This window comes from Streptomyces sp. NPDC053076 (assembly GCF_044546845.1).
Lineage (GTDB): Bacteria > Actinomycetota > Actinomycetes > Streptomycetales > Streptomycetaceae > Streptomyces.
This window is the reverse complement of the sequence record NZ_JBITZL010000008.1, coordinates 219401-242899: the sequence shown is the minus strand read 5'-3', so window position 1 is coordinate 242899 and position 23499 is coordinate 219401. Positions and strand designations below refer to the sequence as shown.

The window sequence follows — 23499 nt, the reverse complement described above, 5'->3', positions numbered from 1 at the left end:
TCGGCCGCCTCCGGGCCGGCGCCCGTTCCCTCCGTAGGAGCCCATGCATCCCGACCGTGAATCCTCCTGGACACCACCTGCCGACGCCGGCGAACAGCCCCGGCAGGTGCGCCGCATCCTGCGGCTGTTCCGTCCCTACCGCGGGCGGCTCGCCGTCGTCGGCCTCCTCGTCGGCGCCTCGTCGCTCGTCTCGGTGGCCACACCGTTCCTGCTGAGGGAGACGCTCGACGTCGCGATCCCCGAGGGCCGCACCGGTCTGCTGAGTCTGCTCGCCCTCGGCATGATCCTCAGCGCCGTCCTGGCCGGCGTCTTCGGTGTCCTCCAGGCGCTGATCTCGACCACCGTCGGCCAGCGGGTCATGCACGACCTGCGCACCGCGGTCTACGGCCGCCTCCAGCGCATGTCGCTCGCCTTCTTCACCCGCACCCGCACCGGTGAGGTGCAGTCCCGCATCGCCAACGACATCGGCGGCATGCAGGCCACCGTCACCTCCACCGCCACCTCCCTGGTCTCCAACGCCACCAGCGTGATCGCGACGATCATCGCGATGGTCGCCCTGGACTGGCGGCTGACGGTCGTCTCGCTGCTCCTGCTGCCGGTGTTCGTATGGATCAGCCGCCGCGTCGGCAACGAACGCAAGAAGATCACCACCCAGCGGCAGAAACAGATGGCCGCGATGGCGGCCACGGTCACCGAGTCGCTGTCGGTCAGCGGCATCCTGCTCGGCCGCACCATGGGCCGCTCCGACTCGCTGACCGCGTCCTTCGCCGCGGAGTCCGAACGCCTGGTCGACCTCGAAGTCCGGTCGAACATGGCCGGGCGCTGGCGTATGGCCGTGATCACGATCGTCATGGCCGCGATGCCCGCCGTCATCTACTGGACCGCGGGTCTCGCCCTCCGGTTGGGCGGCCCCGAGGTCTCCCTCGGCACGATCGTCGCCTTCGTCTCGCTCCAGCAGGGCCTGTTCCGCCCGGCCGTGAGCCTGCTCGCGACCGGCGTCCAGATCCAGACCTCACTGGCGCTCTTCCAGCGCATCTTCGAGTACCTGGACCTGCCGGTCGACATCACCGAGCGCGAGCAGCCGGTCCGTCTCGACCAGGTCAAGGGCGAAGTCCGCTTCGAGGACGTCGAGTTCCGGTACGACGACAAGGGCGGCCCGATCCTCGACGGCGTCGACGTCGCCGTGCCGGCCGGTGGCAGCCTCGCCGTCGTCGGCCCGACCGGCGCCGGCAAGTCCACGTTCGGCTATCTGGTGCCCCGCCTGTACGACGTCACCGGCGGCCGCGTCACTCTGGACGGGGTGGACGTCCGTGACCTCGACTTCGACACCCTCGCCCGCGCGGTCGGCGTCGTCTCGCAGGAGACGTACCTCTTCCACGCCTCGGTCGCCGACAACCTGCGTTTCGCCAAACCGGACGCCACCGACGAGGAACTGTGCGCGGCGGCCGAGGCGGCACAGATCCACGACCACATAGCCGCGCTGCCCGACGGCTACGACACGGTCGTCGGCGAACGCGGCCACCGCTTCTCCGGCGGCGAGAAACAGCGCCTGGCGATAGCCCGCACGATCCTGCGCGACCCGCCTGTCCTCATCCTCGACGAAGCGACCAGCGCGCTCGACACCCGCACGGAAGCCGCCGTCCAGGAGGCCATCGACGCACTGTCGGCCGACCGCACGACGATCACCATCGCCCACCGGCTGTCCACGATCCGCGGCGCCGACCAGATCGTGGTGCTGGACTCCGGACGTGTGGCCGAGCGCGGTACGCACGACGAACTCCTGGAGCGGGACGGCCGGTACGCGGCCCTGGTGCGCCGGGACGCGCAACTGCAACCGACAAACTGAACATATGCCGGGTTTGTGACGGTACGCGTATTACCGTGCCCGCATGCAGACGAACACTCCGTCACGGAGCAAAATCCGACTGACACGCCGGGGCAGGCTCGCCGTCGTCTTGGCCGGCGCCGTCGTGGCCGGCACGGCCGTGGCGGTGCCGCTGCTGACGCTTGCGGTCGACCACGAACAGGCGAAGCCCGCCGCGCTGGTCATCCCGGAGGGCTGGCGCGCGAGCCAGGTGTACGACGCGATCGACAAGGCCCTCAAGCTGCCCCCGGGCAGCACCCGCAAGTCCCTCGACAAGGCCGCCCTGCGACTGCCGAGCCAGGCCGGGGGCAACCCGGAGGGCTACCTCTTCCCGGCCACGTATCCGGTCCGGGAGGGCGCGACTCCCGAGTCACTGCTGCGGACCATGGTCGACACCGCAAGCCAGAAGCACAACAGCGCTCCGGTGGCCGCCGGGGCACAGCGCAATGCGATGAACGTCTACCAGACGGTCACCATCGCCAGCATCGTCCAGGCGGAGGCCGACACGAAGGTGGACATGGGCAAGGTCGCCCGGGTCGTCCTCAACCGGCTGGAGCGTGGGATGCCGCTGCAGATGGACTCGACCATCAACTACGCGCTGAACCGCAACACCCTGCGCACCAGTCAGGACGACACACAGATCGCGAGCCCGTACAACTCCTACCAGCGCACGGGCCTGCCGCCGACACCGATCGACAACCCCGGCGAGGACGCGATGCGTGCCGCCCTGAACCCGACGCCGGGCGACTGGCTGTACTTCGTCACGGTGCGGCCCGGGGACACACGCTTCACCGCGGACTACGAAGAGCACCTGCGGAACGTGGCCGAGTTCAACGCCGTTCACCAGAGCGCGGCGACGCAGCCCTCGAGCAGCGGCCCGCCAGGAACCCCCGCCTTCCCGGGGGCCGCGGGCAGTTGAGCCCCTGGGATGTCACGCGGCGACCGGCTCCTGGGCCAGCAGTCGCCCGATGTCCCGTACGGCCGCGCGCCCGGCCCGGTTGGCCCCGATGGTGCTGGCCGAGGGGCCGTAGCCGACGAGGTGGACCCGCGGATCGACGACCGCGCGGGTGCCCTCCACCCGGATGCCGCCGCCCGGCTCCCGCAGCCGCAACGGAGCGAGATGATCGAGCGCGGCGCGGAAACCGGTCGCCCACAGGATCACGTCGGCGGCCACCTCCCGGCCGTCCCGCCACCGCACGCCGTCCGGGGTGATCCGGTCGAACATCGGGTGCCGCTCCAACACCCCGTCCGCGAGGCCCTGGCGGACGGCGTCGTTCAGGGGCAGGCCGGTGACCGAGACCACGCTGCGTGGCGGCAGCCCCTGACGCACCCGCTCGTCCACCAGCGCGACGGCCGCGCGGCCCGCCTCCTGATCGAACGGCCCCTCGCGGTAGACCGGGGGCCGCCGGGTGACCCAGGTGGTCGCGGCGGCGTACGGAGCGAGCTCCAGCAGATGCTGGGTGCCCGAGGCGCCACCGCCCACGACGACGACCCGCTGCCCTGCGAACTCCTCGGGACCGGCGTACCGCGCGGTGTGCAACTGCCGCCCCCGGAAGGTCTCCTGGCCCGGATAGCGGGGCCAGAACGGCCGGTCCCAGGTGCCGGTCGCGTTGATCAGCGCCCGCGTCGACCAGTCACCGTCCGACGTCTCCACGAGCAGCCGCCCGCCGACGCCCTCGCGCACCGCGCGCACGTCCACGGGCCGCCGTACCCGCAGGCCGAAGGTGCGCTCGTACCGGTCGAAGTACTCGCGGACGACCTCGGCCGACGGACGTGCCGGATCGGCGTCGGTCAACTCCATGCCGGGCAGCGCGTGCATCCCGTGCACCTTGCCGAACGTCAGGGAAGGCCAGCGGAACTGCCAGGCACCACCCGGCCCGGGGGAGTGGTCGAGGACCACGAAGTCGCGGTCCGGCTCGAAACCGGTCCGCCGCAGGTGATACGCGGCGGCCAGACCGGCCTGACCCGCGCCGATGACGACGACCTCGACCTCGCGTGCTCCGTTCACGCCTCTCCCAACATGGCGCGGCGTGCGGATCTTCCCCGGTGGCCGGCACCCGTCCACCGGGGTGGCGCAGTCTCCGGCACTCGTGGGCGTCGCCGAGTGTGAGAACCGGCGTATGGGTCAGGATGGGGGCATGTCCGATGCCTTCACCACACGCATGCTGCACGTCTCCACCGGTTCCCGGGAGCGTGTCGTCGACCTGACCGCCGACTGCGAGGAGTTCCTGCGGGAGGCGGCGGCCGGCCGAGACGGGCTCCTCAACATCTTCGTCCCGCACGCCACCGCCGGGGTCGCGGTCATCGAGACGGGCTCCGGCAGCGACGACGACCTCCTCGCGGCCCTGCACACGCTGCTCCCCGCCGACGATCGCTGGCAGCACCGGCACGGCAGTCCCGGTCACGGCCGCGACCACGTCCTGCCCGCCATCGTCCCGCCGCACGCGACGCTCCCGGTGATCGGCGGACGCCTGGAACTCGGCACCTGGCAGTCGGTGTGTCTGGTGGACACCAACAAGGACAACCCCGACCGCCGGGTACGGCTGAGCTTCCTGGGCTGAGCCTCCCCGGCCGAGTGCGCCCGGGGGGAGTTCGGGGACGGGCGCGGAGCCGCAAACAGGCGGACTCCGGAACGCGCGAAGTCTGGAACGGGCGAAGTCTGGAACGGGCGGACGTCGGAGCGGGCGGACTCCCGGACAAGCGAAGTCCGGGACCAGCGGCGATCAGGACCAGCGGTGCCCGGGACCAGCGGCGTTCAGGACAGGCGGAAGGGTCAGCCGCGCTCGGTGCCGCCCTGCTCCTTCTCCTTCTTCAGGTTCTTCAGCCGCGCGGCCTCCTTGCGGACCTCGGCCTGGGTGGCGCGCTCCTTCTCCAGCCACTCGGGCCGCTCCTGCTTGAGCGCCTCGATCTGCTCGGTCGTCAGCGGCTCGGTGACGCCGCCCCGCGCGAGACCCGCGATGGACACGCCCAGCTTGGCGGCGACCACCGGGCGCGGGTGGGGACCGTTGTCCCGCAGCTGGCGCAGCCACTCCGGCGGGTTGGCCTGCAGCTCGTCGAGCTCGGCGCGCGAAACCACACCCTCCTGGAACGAGGCGGGGGTGGCGGGGAGGTACACACCCAGCTTCTTCGCCGCGGTCGCGGGCTTCATCGTCTGGGTGCTCTGCTGCGACTTCATGAGGTCAAGGGTATCGGCCGAGTGCGGGGGCGCCGACCACGACCGGTGCGGGCGGCCTGCCGGCTGCCGGTAATCTGGCCTGGTGACAGGCTCGGAGGAATCACCGTCGTTCCGGCTCGCGTACGTTCCCGGAGTGACCCCCGCCAAGTGGGCGAAGATCTGGAACGAGCGTGTGCCCGACACCCCGCTCACCCTCGTCCAGGTCCCGGCCGCCGAGGTGCCCGAGATGCTGCGCGCGGGGGAGGCCGACGCGGGTTTCGTCCGGCTGCCGGTCGACCGTACGTTCTTCAGCGCGATCCCGCTGTACACCGAGACCACGGTGGTCGTGGTCCCCAAGGACCACCTGATCACGGCAGCGGACGAGGTCACCCTGGCCGACCTCGCCGACGAGGTGCTCTTCCACCCCCTGGACGACGTCTTCGACTGGGACGCCCCGCCCGGTGAACCGGCCTTCGAGCGCCCCGCGACCACGCCGGACGCCATCGACCTGGTGGCGGCGAACGTCGGCCTGCTGGTCGTACCGCAGTCGCTGGCCCGCCTGTACCACCGCCGGGATCTCACCTACCGGCCGGTGGTCGACGCACCGCAGTCGAGCGTCGCCCTGTCCTGGCCGGAGGACGTCACCACCGATCTGGTGGAGGACTTCATCGGTATCGTCCGTGGACGCACCGTCAACAGCACCCGGGGCCGTTCGGCGGCGAAGGCCGACGACAAGGGCAAGCGCTCCGACGGGGGCGGCACCCGGCAGACGCCGACAGGGAAGCCGCAGGCCAGGTCATCGGCGACGCCGTCCGCGAAGCCGGCGGGCCGCACGGCCCGCGCCCGCACCGGCGGCGGCAAGCCGGCCAAGCGGGGGAAGCCGCGCCGCAGGTCGTGAGGCGGGGGCCTGGTCGCGAGGCGAGGGCCAGGTCGCGGGGCGAGGGCCAGGTCGCGAGGCCCAGGTTGTGAGACCGGGGGCGGATCGTGAGGCGAGGCGCAGGTCGTGGGCGAGGCGGTCGTGAGGCGAGGCGCAGGTCGTGGGCGAGGCGGTCGTGAGGCGAGGCGCAGCGTCCTGATGGCCAGGGCCCGCGCCCGCGGCGGCGCAGGTCGGGATGGCCAGGGCTCGCGCCGGCGGCCTCTCATGAGCCGGGGCGCACGCCCTCCTCGACGCCGTCCTCTTCCCAGCCCCGCCCGGCCCTCTCCCCGGCCTTCTCCAGCTCGGGACGCACCTGGCGCTCCCGCATGTCGGCGACCGCCAGCACCAGCGCGACCAGGATGATCCCCACGGCGGACAGCAGCCCGAGCTGCATCGCCGTTTCGGGGCGGCCGTGGTTGGCCAGGTGAGCGAAGTACACCGAGCCCACCACCGCGATCCCGGCCGCCGAGCCGACGCGCTGGCCCGTCTGGAGGACACCCCCGGCCGCGCCCGCACGGTTCACGGGGACCCGGGTGAGGGTGAGGGTGGTGTTCGGGGAGACCGTCATGCCGGACCCGATGCCTCCGACGAGCAGCGGCAGCGCCGACGCCCAGCCCAGGTTCGGCCCCGGTACCAGTTCCACCGCCGCGACGACGCCGAGCAACCCCAGTGCCACACCGCCCAGCCCGATGACGACGAGCTGGCGGCCGAAACGCACCACCAGTCGGCCTCCGACGGCGGCCCCGATCGCGGAGGCCGCCGCGAAGGGCAGGACCGTCAGCCCCGATGCCAGCGCGCTGTACCCCACACCGTTCTGCAGGTACAGGGCGTACAGGAAGAAGACGGTGGTGAAGCCCGCGAAGTAGGCGAGGCTGATCAGAGCACCGAGTGTGAACGAGCGCAGCGAGAACAGTGCCAGGTCCACCAGCGGAGCACGTCCGAGCGCACCCTGCCGTTTCTCCCACACCCAGAACGCGCCCAGCAGCACCATGGCCACCGGAATCAGCGCCCACTTCTCCCGCCCGGTCCACTGCTGTTCCTGCACCAGGGGCAGCATGAGCGCGAGCACGCCCGAGCCGAGGAGCAGCACCCCGAACAGGTCGAACTCCTCATGCTTCCCCGGCGCCGGCAGGCGGGGCAGCAGCCGGAGCCCCACGACGAAGGCGGCCAGTCCGATCGGCAGATTGACGAAGAACACCCAGCGCCAGCCGTCGTCGGTGCCGACGGCATCGATCAGCAGGCCGCCCACCAGGGGGCCCGCCGCCGTCGACACCCCGATGACCGTGCCGAGCACACCGAAGGCCTTGGCCCGTTCGGAACCATGGAACATCTGCTGGATCAGCCCCGAGGTCTGCGGCGCGACCATGCCCGCCGCCGTGCCCTGGATCAGCCGGAAGACCACCAGCCAGGTGGGGCTGGCCGCGAGCCCGCAGGCCAACGAGGCCACCGTGAACAGGGCGAGCCCGATCAGGAACGCCTGGCGCCGGCCCCGCATGTCGCCCAGCCGGCCGGCCGGTACCAGCGCGAGCCCGAAGGTGAGGGCGTACCCGGAGACCACCCATGACTGGACCGCCTCGGAGGCCCCGAGCCCCCGCTCCAGCGAGGGCAGCGCCACGTTCACGATCGAGGTGTCGAGGAGCGAGATGAAGCCCGCTGCCAGACAGACTCCGAGCGCCTTCCACCGCCGCTCGTCGGGGACGGGCCGGGTCTGTTCTGTGCTCATGGGGTCACGCTATGCAGTCGTCGCCCGTTGCGCACCCGGAGCACCGTGCGTCACCCCGGCCCGTGGAGCAAGCGATCGGCCGGACGCGTGAAGCAACTCGGCCGGACGCGTGGAGCCGCGATCGGCCGGACGCGTGGAGCCGCGATCGACCGGGGCCTGAGCGGTCGTCGCGAACCGCGGGACGTCCCGCACGCCGCTGTCCGGGCGGACGGGATGGGCGGGGCCGGGTGACGGCGTTGTTCAGCGGGCCGCGTCCCGCAGCCAGGCGTACGCCGACTGTGCGGTGAACTCCTGCTGGCCGCCCCGCAGCAGCAGGGACGCGGTGGCGAACTCGGGGGCGTCGGCCTGGGCGGGGACGTACGGGATCGCAATGCAGCGCATCCCGGCCGCGTGGGCCGCGGCGGCGCCGGGGGCGGCGTCCTCCAGCACCACGCAGTCGGCCGGGGCCCTGCCGAGCCGGCGGGCCGCCTCCAGGAACACGTCCGGCGCGGGCTTGCCGAGGGGCACCTCCTCGGACGAGACCACCGTGCGCAGGAAGGCGGCCAGGCCGGTGCCCGCCAGGATCGCCTCGATGGCCATCGGGGAGGAGCCCGAGGCCACCGCCATCGGCACGTTCTCGGCGGCCAGCAGTTCCACGAACTTGCGCATCTCCGGGTACGCGCGGGTGCGGGTGCGGGCCAGCTCCAGGTAGCGGCGGTCCATCGCGGCCAGCAGCTCGGCCACCGAGGTGCGCAGACCGTAGCGTTGCCGCCAGATGGTCACCGTCTCCCGGGTGCTGACACCGACGTAGCTCTCCTGGTCCGCCCAGGTGAAGCCGGGGACGCCGTGCTCGGCCAGGGTCTGCCGGCTCGCCTCGTAGTAGTTCGGCTCGCTGTCCACCAGCGTTCCGTCGAGATCGAAGATGACCGAGAGGGTGCCAAGATCGCTCATGGCGTCCAGGATGCCGAGTGTCAGACGCGGGTCGCCCGTCCGACCGACTCCACCAGGGGCAGCAGCCGGTACGGGACGCGCTCGCGCAGCGCCACCTCGGTGCGGGTGCGCACCACGCCCGGGAGGCTGATCAGCTTCTGGATCACGTCCTCGAGATGGGCGTTGTCCCGGCCCACCACCCGGGCGAGCAGATCCCCGCCACCGGTGATCGAGAACGCCTCCACGATCTCCGGTACGGCGGCCAGCGCGTCCCCCACGTCGTCCAGATGGCCCTGGGTGACCTCGATGTGCACGAACGCCAGGACCGGGTGTTCCAGGGCCGCGGGGGAGAGGGAGGGGCCCGTGCCGGTGATCACGCCGTCCCGCTCCATCCGGTCCAGCCGCGCCTGGAGCGTGCCGCGGGCCACGCCGAGGATGCGGGCGTACTCGCGCACGCTGGTGCGCGGCTGCTCCAGGAGCAGCCGCAGGATCCGGGTGTCGAGTTCGTCCACGGCCATGATGCCCGACTGTACCAATGGCTCAGGCAGCCCGCCGCCGCGTGTGCCGTCCGACCTGGGCCGATGGTATTCCCCTGGTCCGCCGTGGTGGGCTACTGCTCGGCCAATGGCCCAGTGAATCCGGGGTCACTTGAGCCAGTGACCGCCGTGATGGTCTCATGGACGCATCGATGGCGCTGCGGATCCCGCGGCGCCTTTTCTGTGCAGGTGTTCAACAGGCTCCGTGCCGGTGTTCAACAGGCTCCGTGCCGGTGTCCAACAGGCTCCGTGCCGGTGTTCCCCAGGGGAGGACAGCAGTGCTGAAGAGGGTGTTCGTGGCTCCGGACCCGGGCCGGGCGCGGTTGCGCTTCGCCGCGCGGGCCGTCCTCGGCATCGGACTGGCGGTCGGGGTCTGCGCACTGGCCGGACACTCCCTCGCCGGTGCGGTCACCGGCGGCCTCGCCGCGTTGCTCGCCCTGTTCACCGTCACCGATCCGACCGTGCGCGGCCAGGCGGTCACCACCGCCCTGCTGCCCGCCGTGGGCGTACCGGTACTCGCCGTCGCGGCCGAACTGCACGACCTCCCCGTCGCCCGCGACCTCGCCTTCCTGGCCGTCGTCGGCGCCGGCGTCTACGCCCGCCGGTGGGGCCCGCGCGGGCACAGCCTCGGCGTGTTCGCCTTCATGACCTTCTTCGTGGCCCAGTTCCTGCACGCCACCCCCGACCGGCTGCCCGAGCTGTACGCCGCCGTCCTGCTGTCCGTGCTCACCGCGGCCCTCGTGCGGTTCGGCATGTGGTGCTACGAACGCCGGCTGCCCCCGGCCGCCGTCCCCGCCCCGCCTGCCGGGACCGGGCTGGCCCGGGTGACCACACGGCAGGCCGTCCAGGCGACCGCCGGCGCCGGGTTCGCGCTCGTCGTGGGCCAGCTGGTGTCGGGACAGCGCTGGTACTGGGCCGTCGGCGCCACCTGGTGGATCTTCGTCAACACCGCCTCGCGTGGCGAGACGCTGGTGCGCGGCTTCCGCCGGGTCCTCGGCACGGTGATCGGCATCGGCCTGGGCTTCCTCGTCGCCGTACCCGTGGACGGCGCCCCCGTCCCCACGGCCGTCCTCGCGACGGTCGCCGTCTTCGGCATCTTCTACACGGCCGCCGTCTCCTACACCTGGATGATGCTCTGGGTGACCGTGCTCGCCGAGTCCCTCTACGGCCTCCTCGGCGTCCTCAGCCCCGGACTGCTCGCGCTGCGCCTCGCCGAGACCGGTGTCGGCGCGCTCGGCGCCGCGCTCGCCGTCGCGCTCGTGCTGCCGGTCACCACGCACGCCACCACCGACGCCTGGATCCAGCGGGCCCTGCGCTGCGTGCACGCCTGCACCGCCGAGGCCGCCGCCCGCCTCGCCGGCTCCGCCACGGCCGACCCCACGCCCCGCGTCGCCGAACTCGAGCAGCTGCTCGGCCGGGTACGGCTGTCGGTGGCCCCGCTGGTGCACCCGCTCAACCCCATCCCGGCGCGCAAGGCGCGGGCCCGCCGGGTGCTGGCGCTCCTCGACGACTGTGCCCGCGAGATCCGCGGTCTGGTCGTGGTCGCCGCCGACCCGGAAGCCTCCCACGACGCCCGGCTCGCCGCCGCCTGCTGGCGTGTGGAGACCGCCGTGGAGGCCCTCACCGCAGGCCGCGCCGAACCCGTCCACAGCCTCGCCGAAGCGCCCGCCGAACCCGCCCTGGCCCATCTGCACGGCCTGGAACGCGCTCTCGCCGACCTCGCGGAGCACCTGCGCACGCCGTCCGACTCGCGCCTCGTCGGGGCCTGAGCGACCCCCGACCCGCGGACGCTCCACGAGACCCGCCCCGCCGTCACCCTCTTGGTCTAGACCGCGGCTGATCGACTGCTACCGTCAGCCCCGGACTGGCTCGACTGGCTCGACCGAGAGGGGACAGCGGTGGCGCAGCACGGCAGGGCGGGCAGACGCCGGGCGTTCATCGGATCGTTCACGGCGGCGGGCGGCCCCGGACTGGTGACCGCCGAGGTCGCGCCGGACACCGGGGCGCTCACCCTCGTGGACGCCGCCAAGGACATCCCAGACCCCTCCTACCTGGCCCTCTCGCCGGACGGGCAGATGCTCTACGCGGTCAGCGAGACGGCCGAGGGAGCCGTCGCCGCCTACCGTGTCAGCGGTGACCGGCCGGAACCCGCCGGCCCGCCGGTGCCCGTCGGCGGCAGCGGTCCCACCCATCTCGGTGTGTACGCCGGGCATGTGCTGACCGCCAACTACGGCTGCGGCAGCGTCACCGCCGTACCCCTGCGCCCGGACGGCACGCTCACCGGCGCGGCCTGCGGGCGGCTTCAGCACACCGGCTCCGGCCCGCACGACCGGCGCCAGCGCGGCCCGCACGCCCACCAGGTACAGTCCGACCCCAGCGGCCGGTGGGCCGTCAGCGTCGATCTCGGGACGGACTCGGTCCGGGTGTGCACCCTCACCGACGGCAGCCCCGCCGTGCACCGCGAGTTCGCCCTGCGTCCGGGCTCCGGCCCCCGCCACCTGGCCTTCCACCCGGACGGCGAGCACGCCTACGTGATCAACGAGCTGACCCCCACGGTGACGGTGTGCCGCTGGGACGCCGCGGGCGGCTCGCTGAAGCCGCTGACCGAGGTTCCCGTGCTGCGGGACGCACCGGCCGGTGACGCCTACCCCTCGGGGATCGTCGTCTCGCCCGACGGCCGCTTCGTGTGGACCGCGACCCGGGGCGAGGACGTCCTGTCCGTCCTCGCCGTCGTGCCGGACGGGCTGCGGCTCATCGGGACGGTGCCCTGCGGCGGGCGCTGGCCCCGCGCGCTGGCCGAGCACGGCGGCTTCCTCTACGCGGCCAACGAACGCTCCGGCGACGTGACCTGGTTCGCTCTGGACGAGGCGACGGGCATCCCCCGCTACGACGGCTCCGTGCGGGTCACCGCGGCCTCCTGCGTCGTCTTCGGCTGAGCGCGCCGGGCCCGACACGGCGAAGGCCCGCCCCGGGACGGGGGCGGGCCCTGCGGCGTCCGGTTGCCGAAAGCCGGTGACCGAGCGCGTCAGCGCACCGGTGCGCCCTGCGGCTGCTGCGGGGCGATGCCCAGCGCCGTCGTGTACTTGGCGAGCGCGAGCTTGCCGATCGCCGGGTACGCGCCGAGCGGCTCGGCCGTGGCGCAGCCCGCCTCCTCGGCCGCGGCGGCCAGCAGCTCCGCGTCGATCTCCGGGCCGATCAGGTACGGCGCCAGGGCCAGCTGCTGCGAGCCGGAGGAGCGCAGCTGCTCGGCCACGGAGGAGATGGAACCGTCCTGGTCCAGGGCCGCGGCCATCACCGGTACGGCCAGGCGCGCGGCGAGCAGCATGCCGGTGATCCCGGCCGCCTGCACGGCCTCCTCCCCGCCCACGGAGGCCAGGATGATGCCGTCGGCGGCGGTGGCCACGGTGAACAGCCGGGCCCGGTCGGCGCGGGCCAGGCCCGCCTCGGACAGCCGCACGTGCAGCGCCTCGGCGAGGAGCGGGTGCGGCCCCAGGACGTCGGTCAGGTCGGCGGCGACCCGGCTGTCCATCACGGACTGACGGATCCGACGCAGCAACGCGCTGTCCGGGCCGGCCAGCAGCGGGACGACGACGGCGACCGGGCCGTCGGACTCCTTGATGCCCTCGACCCCGGCGGCGACGGCCTGCTCGAAGCGGGCGGCGCGCTCCTCGGCGGTGCGCGCCAGCACGGAGCGGAGCGTGGAGAACTCGGAGTCGTCCCCGTCCAGATACCCGATCCTGGCGTCCAGGCCGGGCAGCTCGGAGCGGGCGATGCTCACGACCTCCTCGGCGAGACTGCGCGTGGCGGTGCTGGGCACACCGGGCACCGCGAGGACGAGCGCGGGCGCGCCCTCGGGAGCCACCAGCGGTTCCGGACGGCGGTGTCGTCCGGGCTGGCGGGGTCGCGGCATTCGTACGGGCAGGCCGGACACGGGTCCAGTGGGGGAGCTCATGGCGCCGCATGTTACTGGTTTCGTGGGCTCCTCCGTTCGGGGAGGGTGCAGGTGAGCGGTATCCGTCCGGTTTTGTCTGATGAGTTACGCACGCATGACGCCTGTTTCGGGCACATGCCGGACGCATAGCCCGATCTCGGGACGGAACCGTCGGTGTCGTGCCCTCAGCCGCCCGGGGCGTGACTCACGCACAACAACGCCTGTTCACTCGGCAGGGTGAGCAGCCCAGCCGCCAGATCCGTCGCGATCCGTACCGAGCCGTGCAGCGGATCCCCCTCCGCCGGCACCTGCCGGGCGTGCGGCAGCCTGCGCGTCAGTTCCTCACGCAGTGGCACGAGGAGCGGATCACCCATCTTGAACAGGCCGCCGGTGAGCGCCACTTCCGGAGCACCGTCAGCCGGGCACACGGCCGCGGCGGAGCCGGCCATGTCCCGGGCCGCCGCGCCCAGGATGTCCGCGGCGACCGGGTCGTTCGCGGCACAGGCGGCCACCCGGGGCGCGAAGGAGGCCAGGAGGGCTGCCCGGTCGGTTCGCGGGTAGAGCCGGCCGGGCAGACCACGCACCGGGCCGAACTGCTCCTCGGCGCAGGCCAGCAGCGGTGCGGAACCGCCGTCCCGGCCGTCGTGGGCGCGCAGCGCGGCCTCCAGTCCGGCCCGCCCGATCCAGGCACCGCTGCCGCAGTCGCCCAGCAGATGCCCCCAGCCGTCGGCCCGCCGCCAGCCCGTCAGGTCCGTGCCGATCGCGATCAGCCCGGTACCCGCGGCGAGGACGGCGCCCGGCCGCGGCCCGAGGGCGCCGACGTACGCGGTGACGGCGTCGGCGGCGAGCGCCACGGTGCGCACGCCCAGTTCCCGGGCGAGCGCGCCGGGCAGTTCGGCGCGCAGGGCGTCGCCCAGGCTGGCGAACCCGGCGGCGCCGACGACGGCCGTGCCCAGCCCGTCCAGCCCTGCCGCGACGGTCAAGGCACGGGCGACGGGGACGAGTTGTGCCATCAGATGGGCGGGGTCGATGCCCCGCGCACCCGTGCGGACCGGTTCCCGGGTCTCGCGCAGAGCCGAGGGCTCCCGTCCCGGGACGCCGACGGCGACCCGGAGGCCGGAACCACCGGAGTCCACGGCGAGATACCCCGAAGCGGTCATGGCAGACGCCAGTCCACCGGCTGTCCGCCCTGCTGCATCAGCAGGTCGTTGGCCCGGCTGAAGGGACGCGAGCCGAAGAAGCCGCGGTCGGCCGACATGGGTGAGGGATGTGCGGACTCCACCGCCGGCAGCCTGCCCAGCAGCGGACGGAGGTTGCGGGCGTCACGGCCCCACAGGATGGACACCAGCGGCTTGCCGCGCGCGGCGAGAGCTCGGATCGCCTGCTCGGTGACCTCCTCCCAGCCCTTGCCTCGATGCGCGGCCGGGCTGCGCGGAGCGGTGGTGAGCGCCCTGTTGAGCAGCAGCACGCCCTGCTGAGTCCACGGCGTGAGGTCCCCCGTGGACGGCTGGGGCAGCCCGAGGTCGCTGTTCAGCTCGCGGAAGATGTTGATCAGGCTGGGCGGCAGCGGGCGCACCTGCGGTGCCACGGAGAACGACAGGCCCACCGCGTGCCCCGGGGTCGGATACGGGTCCTGACCGACGATCAGGACCCGGACCTCGTCGAAGGGCTGCTGGAAGGCCCGCAGGACGTTCGGCCCGGCCGGCAGGTAGGTGCGTCCCGCGGCGATCTCCGCGCGCAGGAAGTCGCCCATCTCGGCGATCCGTCCGGCGACGGGCTCCAGGGCCTTCGCCCAGCCCGGTTCGACGATTTCATGCAAGGGTCGTGGTGCCACGGGCGTCACCCTACTGCCGTACGCCCACCGGCGATCAACCGATGGCCGGAGCACCACCGGGAGCCGCCTCGCCGCCTTCCGTCCCTCCGCCCGTCCCGCCCTCGACCGTGCTCGCGGTCAGCCGGTCACCGCCGCCCGCACGCACAGCACGTCCGGCAGGTGCGTGGCCAGCGACTGCCAGCTGTCGCCGTCGTCGGCCGACGCGAACACCTCGCCGTTGCGGTTGCCGAAGTAGACCCCGGCGGGGTCGCAGTCGTCCGTGCACAGGGCGTCCCGCAGGACCGTGCCGTAGTGGTCCTCCGCCGGCAGGCCCTTGGCCAGCGGCTCCCAGGTCACGCCCGCGTCCTCGGTGCGGAAGACCCGGCAGCGGTGCTCGGCGGGCACGCGGTCGGCGTCGGCGTTGATCGGGAAGACGTACGCCGTGTCGCCCCGGTGGGGATGCGCGGCCACCGCGAAACCGAACGTGGTCGGCAGATCCGCGCCGATGTCGGTCCACCGCCCGCCCGCGTCGTCGCTGCGGTACACCCCCCAGTGGTTCTGCAGATACAGCCGGTCCGGGTCGCCCGCGTCCCGGGCGACCTTGTGCACGCACTGGCCGAACTCCGGGTACGGATCCGGCAGGAAGACCGCGGAGACCCCGGAGTTGGCCGGGGACCAGCTCGCCCCGCCGTCGCGCGTGCGGAACACCCCCGCCGTGGAGACGGCCACCGTCACGGCCCGTGGATCGCGCGCGTCGGTGAGCACCGTGTGCAGGCCCTCACCGCCGCCGCCCGGCACCCACTGCGCGCGGGTCGGGTGCTCCCACAGCGGCCGGACCAGCTCGAAGCTCTCGCCGCGGTCCACCGAGCGGTACAGGGCGGCCGGTTCCGTGCCCGCGTACACCACGTCGGGCTCGGCGATGGCCGGGTGCAGCTGCCAGACGCGCTCCAGGGAGGCGCCGGTGTCCTTCGGGAACTTCACGGCGGGCCGGGCCGGTTCGGTCCAGGTGCGGCCCAGGTCGTCGGAGTGGAACACCGACGGGCCCCAGTGCGCGCTGTCGCCGGCCGCCAGCAAGCGGGGCCGGGCGCCCCGGGTGTCGATCGCGACCGAGTAGACCGCCTGCGCGTTGAAATACGGACTCTCGTCGAACTCCCAGGGGCCGCCGCCCCGCCGCCGCCCGATGAACAGGCCCTTGCGGGTGCCCACAGCGAGCAGTACCTCGGCCATGCCGATCACCTCCGGGACACCGTTGTCCAGGTAGTCGTCAGATATCGGCCAGTCTGCACCCCACCACTGACACTGTGCTGCGGATCACGTGTCCGCGCAGGTCATGGGCTGTGTCGCCGGCCTGTGGCGGAGATCGCCCGGTTCCGTTCCGGCATGCGCCTGCGCGAAAGGGGTGTCTCGTGCGACCGTCGGGATGACGGCTCGTCGTGAGCAACGGAGCGTTCTCTCCCGTACGGGAGGGCGGTCCGGCCGGTCGGTGCGCTCGTGAGGAGGATGCCCTTGAAGGCGTTCCGTGGTCCGAAGGTGTGGCTGTGGCGCTGGCGGCGCAACCCGCTCAAACGCCGGGCCGACGTGGTGGAGGCATGGGTGGTGCTCGGGGCCTGTCTGCTGACCGTCCTGGCCGGCGTGCTGGCGGGCCTCGTGGCGACCGGTTCGGTGGAGCACGGACTCGCCCGGGAGCGGGCCGACCGGCGGCCCGCCGTGGCCCGTGTCGTCGCGCAGGTCCCGGGATCGTCCCCGGCGCAGAGCAGTCATGCCTCCGCCGGTGAACGCGTCCGGGTCCGGGTCCGCTGGACGACGGCCGACGGCTCCGCCCACACCGGCCAGGTCCGGGTGGAGCCCGGCAGCAGGCCCGGCACGTCGGTCACCGTCTGGACCGACCCGCGGGGGCGGCTCGTGTCCCGCCCCACCACCGCCTCCGAGGCCGCCTTCCGGGCCGTCCTGATAGGCGTCCTGGTCGGAGTGAGCTGCGCCGCCGTGCCGTTCGTCGGCGGCCTGGCCGTACGAGGCCGTCTGGAGCGCCGGCGCATGGACGCCTGGGACGCCGAGTGGGCCCGCCTCGGCCCGCAGTGGGGCCGCATGGTCTGAAGCCGCCTCCACGCGTCCGTCGCCGCTCACCGCCCCGCCAGCATCTCCCGGCACGTCCGCAGCAGTTCCTCGTCGTCGGGGATGTCACGGCTGCCGAAGGCGCCCTCACGGGCCGTGTGGCGGCGCGGGGCGGTCAGTTCCTCGGCGATCAGGTCGCGCAGCGGCGCCGCGGCCGGGCCCATCGTGGTCAGGCAGCGGGCTATCGGGACACGGGTGCGCGGATCCGCCGTCCACGCGGCCCGGAACACGGACCGGACCAGGGCGGGATCCCCGGTGATGCGCCACAGCGCGCACGCGGCCGGTACGCGCTCCCGGGCCGGTCCCGACCGGGCGAGACGGCGCAGCTCGGGCAGCGCGCCGCGAGCGGCCGGGCCCAGCCTGCCGAGCTGCTGGGCGGCGCTGCGGCGCAGGCTCGCCTCGGCCCGCGTCAACTCGCGCCGCAGGACGGGGAGTACGGCGCAGGCGTCCCCGTCCGCCGACCACAGCGCGCCCGCCGCGGTGGCCGCGTGGCGGGTGCGGAGCAACGGGCGCAGGAACGGTGCCGCCTGCGCGGCGGCGCCCAGCTCCGCCAGAGTCTCGATCACCTGGCCGACGGTCTCGTCCCGCGTGCCCAGGTCGTCGGGGGCGCCCGAGAGCAGCCGCAGCAGCTCGGGAACGGCCTCCCGGTCGCCGACGGCCCTGATCGCGGTCAACAGAGGGGCGGCGAGCCGGGCGGCGGTGGGGGAGGCGAGCGGGATCCGGCCGAGGCGGTGGCGCAACGCCGGTGCCAGCGCAGCCGCGGCCCGGCCGAGGTGTACGACTTCGCAGCCCAGCCCGGCGGGTGCCGCCGGGCCGGCCAGAAGCTGGGCCAGGGCCGGGACCGCGCGGGGATCGCCGGTCCTGGCCAGCGCCCTGAGCGGGCCGCCCAGCGTGGGCGAGGAGCGCTCCCAGCGGTGTGTCCACAGGTCGGGCCGGGCAACCACGAGCGCGTGCAGCTCGTCCGCGGCCGGCGTGGCCAGTGCGTACAGCTCCGCGAGGACCGAGACGGCCGCGTCCCGTAACCGGTCCTGGTCCGTGCTCAGTTGGGCGCCGAGCAGCCGCACGGGCCCGTCGTACGCGCCGCGCCAGCCGCGGAACAGTCCCGCCGACATCCATACGGCGTTGCACCGGTCCACCGGGTCCGGACTGGTCAACTGACCGTTGAGCAGGGCGATCCGGTCGCCCACCCGGTCACCGAGCGCACCGTGCAGGGTGCGCAGCAGCGCGGCGCCCTGTTCGTCGGAGGGGCGCAGCCGCCGTATCCGGCGCACCAGGGTGTCCGTACCGGACGCCTCCCGGGCCGGGAGGCGCTGCGCCGACCGCTGGCGCAGCAGGTGCACCGCCGCCGGCACCAGGTCGGCGGGGAGTCTTTCGGGCGCGCGGAGCGCGAGCTGGCCGAGCGCCGCGAGCCGCTGCCCCGGCGCGTACGGCGGCGCGCTCTGTTCGGCCAGGAGGTCCACCGCGCCGTCGGCGTGCGCGGGGTACCGCTGCGCGAACAGGCCGAGTGCCTCCGTGAGGGCCGGCAGGACGGAGTCGTCCCGCTCGGCGAGCAGTCGCCGCCGCAGCAGTTCCAGCACTCGCGGGGGATCGTCCAGGAAGCGGACCAGGGCTCCGGCCGCCGCCCGGCGCACGGCCGGGTCCGGGTCCCCGGCGAGCGCGGCGAAGGCCCCGGCGCCCGCGCGCACCGCCGCCCTTGCCCGCCGGTCCCGCTCCCCGTCCTCGGCACTCTCCCCGCCGATGCTGACCAGCAGTTCCACGATGCAGGCCCGGTCCGGCACCTCCTCGCGGGCCGCCAGCGCGAACAGGAAGGGAACGCAGGCCACCGTGGAGTCGTACACCTTTCCCTCGTGGTGCACCGCGCCGTACATCCCGTCGAGCGCGGTCGCCCGCTCGGCGGTGTCCGCGGACGCCAGGGCCCGCAACCATCCGGGCACGTCCTCCGCGCTGCCGTACGCGTGCCGCAGCGCGTCCCAGTCGACCTCGTCGATCCCCGTTGACACGTTGTCCTCCCCAGGCGAGTGCCACCTGATCGCGAGTGTGCACCACGGGACTGACAACGGTCCGAATCCGCGTGCTGACTGTGTGCGATCCGTCGGCGGTCACCGGCCATGGGGAGGCGGTCACCCGTGCGCACGCGTGGAGGGGTCAGTTCTGGCCGGGCAGGGCGCGCTCCAGGATGGCGTCGAGGCCGGTTCCGGCCGGCAGGGTGCCGAAGGAGTGGCCCCAGTCGCCGTCCAGCCTGCTGGCGCAGAAGGCGTCCGCGACCGCGTGCGGAGCGTGCCGTACGAGCAGGGACGCCTGAAGGGCGAGTGCCATCCGCTCGACCAGCCGGCGGGCGCCCACCTGATCGGTTTCGGCCAATTGGTCCTTGAGTGCGGCGACGGCCGTGTCGAGGCGGGCGTCGGCCCCGCGCGCGAGGGTGAGTTCGGCGAACAGGGCCTCGGCGCTGTCCGGTTCGCGGCCCAGTGCGCGCAGCACGTCGAGCGCGTTGACGTTGCCGGACCCCTCCCAGATCGACAGCAGCGGGGCCTCCCGGTAGTGCCGGGGCATGCCGGAGTCCTCGACGTACCCGTTGCCGCCCAGGCACTCCAGGGCCTCGGCGGTGAAGACCGGGCCCCGCTTGGTGACCCAGTACTTGCCGACGGCGGTGGCGATGCGCCGGAAGGCCCGCTCCCCGGCGTCCCCGCGCACCGCGCGGTCCGCCGCGCCGGCCAGTCGCAGCGTGAGCGTCGTCGCCGCCTCCGACTCCAGCGCGAGATCGGCCAGGACGTTGCGCATCAGCGGCTGGTCGATCAGCCGGGCGCCGAACGCGCTGCGGTGCCGGGTGTGGTGTCCCGCCTCGGCCAGCGTCTTGCGCATCAGGGTCGCCGAGGACATCACGCAGTCCAGCCGGGTGCAGTTGACCATCTCGATGATGGTCTTCACGCCCCGCCCTTCCGGACCCACCAGCCAGGCCACGGTCCGGTCGAACTCCGGCTCAGAGGAGGCGTTGGAGCGGTTGCCCAGCTTGTCCTTCAGCCGCTGGATGCGGAAGGTGTTTCGGGTGCCGTCCGGCAGGATCCGCGGCACCAGGAAGCACGACAGCCCGCCGGGCGCCTGCGCGAGCACCAGGAAGACGTCACACATCGGCGCCGACGTGAACCACTTGTGCCCGCGCAGCGTGTACACGCCCGGCTCACCGGTGGGGGTGGCCGTGGTGGTGTTCGTCCGGACGTCGGAGCCGCCCTGCTTCTCGGTCATGCCCATCCCGGCGAGCAGCCCGGGCTTCTCGGTGGGAACGCGCAGCACGGGGTCGTACTCCCGGCTGGTGAGCAGCGGCTCGTAGACCTTGGCCAGATCCGGCTGTGCGCGCAGGGCGGGCACCGCCGCGTAGGTCATCGACGTCGGGCAGCCGTGCCCCGCCTCCGTGTGCCCCCACACCAGACCGCCCGCGGTCCGGGCCACGTGCGCGCCCGGCCGGTCGTCGGCCCACGGGGCCCCGGCCAGGCCCTCGGCGACCGCCGTCCGCATCAGATGGTGCCAGCTGGGGTGGAAGTCCACCTCGTCGACGCGGTGGCCGTAGCGGTCGTGGGTGCGCAGCACCGGCTCGTGCCGGTTCGCCTGCTCGCCCCACTCCTGCGCCTCCGCGCTGCCGGCGCGCGCCCCCAGCCGCCGGAGATCGTCCTCGGCCCACCCGGCGCCCTCCCGGCGCAGCCCTTCCAGCAGGGCCGGGTCGTCGGAGGCGTCGTACGGGGCGAGCGGTGGGGCCTGGTTGGTGACGTCATGCGTGGCATTCGGCTGCTGGGGCTGCGAGGGCAGCTGCGGCTGCGCGGGAATCGAGACCATACGAGCATGTTGCACTCATCCTGCGGTTGTAGCAATAACGCAACAAAGGCGCGCACGTACAGTCGGGGCCATGCGCATGAACGTCTCGGCGGAGCCGGATCCGGCCGGCCTGCGACCCCTGTCCGCCCGGTCGGTCGTACTGAGCCTGCTCCTCGGCGTGCATCCGCCTCAGCTGCCGGTGAGGGACCTGGTCCGGCTGGTGGAGCCGTTCGGGGTCGGCGGCTCCACGCTGCGCGCCGCGCTGAGCCGGATGGTGTCCGCCGGGGATCTCCGGCGCTCGGACGCCGTCTACCGGCTCAGCGACCGGCTGCTGGCCCGGCAGCGCCGCCAGGACGACGCGGTGCGTCCGCGAACGCGCGCGTGGGACGGCGACTGGGAGATGGTGGTGATCACGGCGACCGGCCGCGGCCCCGCCGAACGCGCCGACCTGCGCGCCAGGCTCACCGCCCTGCGCCTGGCCGAACTCCGCGAGGGTGTGTGGCTGCGCCCGGCCAACCTCGACCGGCCGCTGCCGGCCGGCCTGCGGCAGGTGGCCCTGACCTGTACGGCCCGGCCCGACGAGCCCCCGCGCGAGCTGGCCGACCGACTCTGGCCGCCGGCCGGCTGGGCGGCCACCGCCCGTTCCCTGCTCGCCCGCGCGGCCGCGGCCGATCATCCGGCCGACCGGCTCACCGCCTACGCGGCGGCCGTCCGTCACCTGCTCACCGATCCGGTCCTGCCGTCCGCACTGCTGCCACCCGACTGGCCGGGAGAGGCACTGCGGGCGGCGTACGCCGACTATCGGAGGGAACTGAGCACGGCGCTGGACGCGTCGGACGCAGAGCACCGGTAGCGGGCGCTCAGCGCGGTGCGGAGCCCGGCCAGGAAGATTCCGGACGGCAGTGTCGCCGTAGCGGTTTCGCCGGACTCCGGCGATCGCCGCCGGACACGGTCCAGCACGATTCCCCGACGGCCGAGCGCCGGCCCGCACATCACTGAGAGGCCGTCAGCGCCGGAGCACGAAGTTCGGATGACATCCCGGGCCGGGGGAAAAGTAAAGTGTTCCCATTCGAAGCAGTCGCCGACGGCAGTGTGCGCCATGCGCTGGAACAGGCCCGGGAGAGGGCCGCGGAGGAAGTCAGTTGAGTCCCGAGTCCCCCGGCGCAGACACCACCTCAGGTGTGCGGCGCACCGCCGCACCGACTGCCTCTCCCGGCCGCCCCGCGCAAGGGCGGCCCGTGGGACCGGAGCCGGCCGGCGAACCGACTCCGGCGAACCGGCCCCGGCTGCTGCGCGACGCGTCGCTGTCCGCGGTGCTGGCGGGCTTCGTGGCCGTCGTCGTGTCCTACTCCGGGCCGCTGGTCATCGTGCTCTCGGCGGCGTCGGCCGGACACCTCGACACCGCGCAGACCAGTTCCTGGGTGTGGGCCATCTCCATCGGCAGTGGTCTGACCTGTATCGGGCTGAGCCTGCGCACCCGTATGCCGGTCATCACCGCCTGGTCGACGCCCGGAGCGGCACTGCTGGTCACGAGCCTCGGCGCGTACCCCTACGCCGAGGCCATCGGCGCGTTCCTCATCACCGGCGCCGTCATCACGCTGATCGGGCTGACCGGGGTGTTCGGGTGGCTGATACGCCAGGTGCCGACGGCGGTCGTCTCGGCGATGCTGGCGGGCGTCCTGTTCAGCTTCGGCACCCATGTCTTCACCTCGTTGAAGACGGCGCCGTTCATCGCCGGCTCCGTGCTGGTGTCCTATCTCCTGGCCAAGCGTCTGCTGCCCCGGTACGCGGTGCTGATCGGGCTGGCCGTGGGGGCCGTCGGCAGTGCGGCCACCTCGCGGCTGCACGTCCAGGTGCACACGATCGAGCTGGCCCGGCCGGTGCTCACCGCCCCCGAGTTCTCCGTAGCCTCTCTCATCGGCATCGCCGTGCCGATGATCCTGGCCACGCTCGCCTCGCAGAACGCCCCCGGCATGGCGGTGCTCGCCGCCTCCGGCTACCGGCCCGAGGACCGGCTGCTCATCGGCACCACCGGACTGGCGTCCACCGCGCTCGCCCCGTTCGGGTCGCACGCGATCAACCTGGCCGCGATCACCGCCGCGATCTGCACCGGCCCGGAGGCGCACGCCGATCCGCGGCGGCGCTACGTGGCCGGTGTCTCGTGCGGTGCCTTCTACCTGCTGATCGGTGCCTTCGGATCCACGGTGGTGGCCTTCTTCGCCGGACTGCCGAAGGAACTGGTCGCCGCCATCGCCGGTGTCGCCCTGTTCGGGGCGCTCGCCGGCGGCATCACCGGGGCGGTCAAGGAGGAGAAGGACCGCGAGGCCGCGCTGATCACGTTCCTGGCCACCGCGTCCGGCGTCACCCTCCTCGGTATCGGCTCCGCCTTCTGGGGGCTCGTCTTCGGCGTCGCCGCCCACCTCGTCCTGTCCGGGCGGTGGCGCGGGAGGCCGGCCGCGGCGTGAGCGGGTCCGGGCCGCCGCGCGGCGGCACGGACCCCGGTGATCGTTACGCGCACTCGGCCGCCGTCGAACCGCAGCACCTCGCTCCGGCGTCCAACGGCTCACGCGGCGTCGCCCGCCTCCGCGTTCCCGGTCATCTCGCCCGCCGACCGCCTTGCCTCGTGGGCGGCCGGCGTGGGGCGGGGCGGTGGCGCCGCCGGGAGCCGTGGCGTTCCCTGGTAAGTGCGGGGGGGCGAATGCGGGCGTCCCCGGAAGAAAGTGGGTGACCAGCGCCG

At 73.5% G+C, this 23499-nt stretch carries 20 protein-coding genes; 9 read left to right on the top strand and 11 right to left on the bottom strand.

Going from position 1 to position 23499, the window contains the following annotated elements:
- Positions 1–43 precede the first annotated feature (43 nt).
- Together ACIGYR_RS29605 and mltG are read left to right on the top strand one after the other, a co-directional pair.
- Positions 44–1846, top strand: coding sequence for an ABC transporter ATP-binding protein (locus ACIGYR_RS29605; protein ID WP_399605092.1), 1803 nt, complete (start codon positions 44–46; stop codon positions 1844–1846).
- 43 nt (positions 1847–1889) lie between these two features.
- A complete protein-coding gene (gene mltG / locus ACIGYR_RS29600; protein ID WP_399605094.1) occupies positions 1890–2783 on the top strand; it encodes an endolytic transglycosylase MltG in 894 nt (297 codons plus the stop codon).
- Positions 2784–2795: 12 nt separating this feature from the next.
- On the opposite strand, the gene ACIGYR_RS29595 is transcribed toward mltG, so the two are convergent.
- Positions 2796–3872, bottom strand: a complete 1077-nt coding sequence (locus tag ACIGYR_RS29595) for an NAD(P)-binding domain-containing protein (protein ID WP_399605096.1) — start codon at positions 3870–3872, stop codon at positions 2796–2798.
- Between the two features lie 130 nt (positions 3873–4002).
- Here ACIGYR_RS29595 and ACIGYR_RS29590 point away from each other — a divergent pair, with 130 nt between their 5' ends.
- Positions 4003–4425, top strand: a complete 423-nt coding sequence (locus tag ACIGYR_RS29590; protein ID WP_399605097.1) for a secondary thiamine-phosphate synthase enzyme YjbQ — start codon at positions 4003–4005, stop codon at positions 4423–4425.
- Between the two features lie 212 nt (positions 4426–4637).
- Here ACIGYR_RS29590 and ACIGYR_RS29585 read toward each other — a convergent pair whose 3' ends face one another.
- On the bottom strand, positions 4638–5039 hold the full coding sequence (locus ACIGYR_RS29585; RefSeq protein WP_399605099.1) for a DUF5997 family protein: 402 nt from the start codon (positions 5037–5039) through the stop codon (positions 4638–4640).
- A gap of 82 nt (positions 5040–5121) precedes the next feature.
- Between ACIGYR_RS29585 and ACIGYR_RS29580 the strand changes: the two genes are divergently transcribed.
- Positions 5122–5916, top strand: a complete 795-nt coding sequence (locus ACIGYR_RS29580; protein WP_399605101.1) for a LysR family substrate-binding domain-containing protein — start codon at positions 5122–5124, stop codon at positions 5914–5916.
- 241 nt (positions 5917–6157) lie between these two features.
- Here the strand turns inward: ACIGYR_RS29580 and ACIGYR_RS29575 are convergent, their stop codons facing one another.
- The 3 genes from ACIGYR_RS29575 to ACIGYR_RS29565 form a co-directional block, all read right to left on the bottom strand.
- Positions 6158–7657, bottom strand: coding sequence for an MFS transporter (locus tag ACIGYR_RS29575; protein ID WP_399605103.1), 1500 nt, complete (start codon positions 7655–7657; stop codon positions 6158–6160).
- 240 nt (positions 7658–7897) lie between these two features.
- Positions 7898–8587, bottom strand: a complete 690-nt coding sequence (locus ACIGYR_RS29570; protein WP_399605105.1) for an HAD family hydrolase — start codon at positions 8585–8587, stop codon at positions 7898–7900.
- Between the two features lie 20 nt (positions 8588–8607).
- A complete protein-coding gene (locus tag ACIGYR_RS29565) occupies positions 8608–9084 on the bottom strand; it encodes an Lrp/AsnC family transcriptional regulator (protein ID WP_391843588.1) in 477 nt (158 codons plus the stop codon).
- A 296-nt stretch (positions 9085–9380) separates the two neighbouring features.
- Between ACIGYR_RS29565 and ACIGYR_RS29560 the strand changes: the two genes are divergently transcribed.
- Together ACIGYR_RS29560 and ACIGYR_RS29555 are read left to right on the top strand one after the other, a co-directional pair.
- Positions 9381–10871: an FUSC family protein gene (locus ACIGYR_RS29560; protein WP_399605107.1), complete on the top strand. Its 1491-nt coding sequence runs from the start codon at positions 9381–9383 to the stop codon at positions 10869–10871.
- 129 nt (positions 10872–11000) lie between these two features.
- Positions 11001–12038, top strand: a complete 1038-nt coding sequence (locus tag ACIGYR_RS29555; RefSeq protein WP_399605109.1) for a lactonase family protein — start codon at positions 11001–11003, stop codon at positions 12036–12038.
- Positions 12039–12127: 89 nt separating this feature from the next.
- Here ACIGYR_RS29555 and ACIGYR_RS29550 read toward each other — a convergent pair whose 3' ends face one another.
- The 4 genes from ACIGYR_RS29550 to ACIGYR_RS29535 form a co-directional block, all read right to left on the bottom strand.
- Positions 12128–13054, bottom strand: coding sequence for a sirohydrochlorin chelatase (locus ACIGYR_RS29550; protein WP_391843593.1), 927 nt, complete (start codon positions 13052–13054; stop codon positions 12128–12130).
- A 164-nt stretch (positions 13055–13218) separates the two neighbouring features.
- A complete protein-coding gene (locus ACIGYR_RS29545) occupies positions 13219–14193 on the bottom strand; it encodes an N-acetylglucosamine kinase (protein WP_399605111.1) in 975 nt (324 codons plus the stop codon).
- Positions 14190–14867, bottom strand: a complete 678-nt coding sequence (locus ACIGYR_RS29540) for a uracil-DNA glycosylase (protein WP_391843596.1) — start codon at positions 14865–14867, stop codon at positions 14190–14192. Before ACIGYR_RS29540 ends, ACIGYR_RS29545 begins: the two co-directional genes overlap by 4 nt.
- 117 nt (positions 14868–14984) lie before the next feature.
- Positions 14985–16073, bottom strand: a complete 1089-nt coding sequence (locus tag ACIGYR_RS29535) for a WD40/YVTN/BNR-like repeat-containing protein (protein WP_399605113.1) — start codon at positions 16071–16073, stop codon at positions 14985–14987.
- Between the two features lie 273 nt (positions 16074–16346).
- Between ACIGYR_RS29535 and ACIGYR_RS29530 the strand changes: the two genes are divergently transcribed.
- Positions 16347–16940: a DUF3592 domain-containing protein gene (locus ACIGYR_RS29530; protein ID WP_399605115.1), complete on the top strand. Its 594-nt coding sequence runs from the start codon at positions 16347–16349 to the stop codon at positions 16938–16940.
- A 26-nt stretch (positions 16941–16966) separates the two neighbouring features.
- On the opposite strand, the gene ACIGYR_RS29525 is transcribed toward ACIGYR_RS29530, so the two are convergent.
- A complete protein-coding gene (locus ACIGYR_RS29525) occupies positions 16967–18958 on the bottom strand; it encodes a HEAT repeat domain-containing protein (RefSeq protein ID WP_399605116.1) in 1992 nt (663 codons plus the stop codon).
- A 145-nt stretch (positions 18959–19103) separates the two neighbouring features.
- On the bottom strand, positions 19104–20783 hold the full coding sequence (locus tag ACIGYR_RS29520; protein WP_399605118.1) for a DNA alkylation response protein: 1680 nt from the start codon (positions 20781–20783) through the stop codon (positions 19104–19106).
- Between the two features lie 70 nt (positions 20784–20853).
- On the opposite strand from ACIGYR_RS29520, the gene ACIGYR_RS29515 reads away from it, so the two are divergent.
- Positions 20854–21615: a PaaX family transcriptional regulator C-terminal domain-containing protein gene (locus ACIGYR_RS29515; RefSeq protein WP_399605120.1), complete on the top strand. Its 762-nt coding sequence runs from the start codon at positions 20854–20856 to the stop codon at positions 21613–21615.
- 385 nt (positions 21616–22000) lie between these two features.
- A complete protein-coding gene (locus tag ACIGYR_RS29510) occupies positions 22001–23227 on the top strand; it encodes a benzoate/H(+) symporter BenE family transporter (RefSeq protein ID WP_399605122.1) in 1227 nt (408 codons plus the stop codon).
- The last annotated feature ends 272 nt before the right edge of the window (positions 23228–23499 follow it).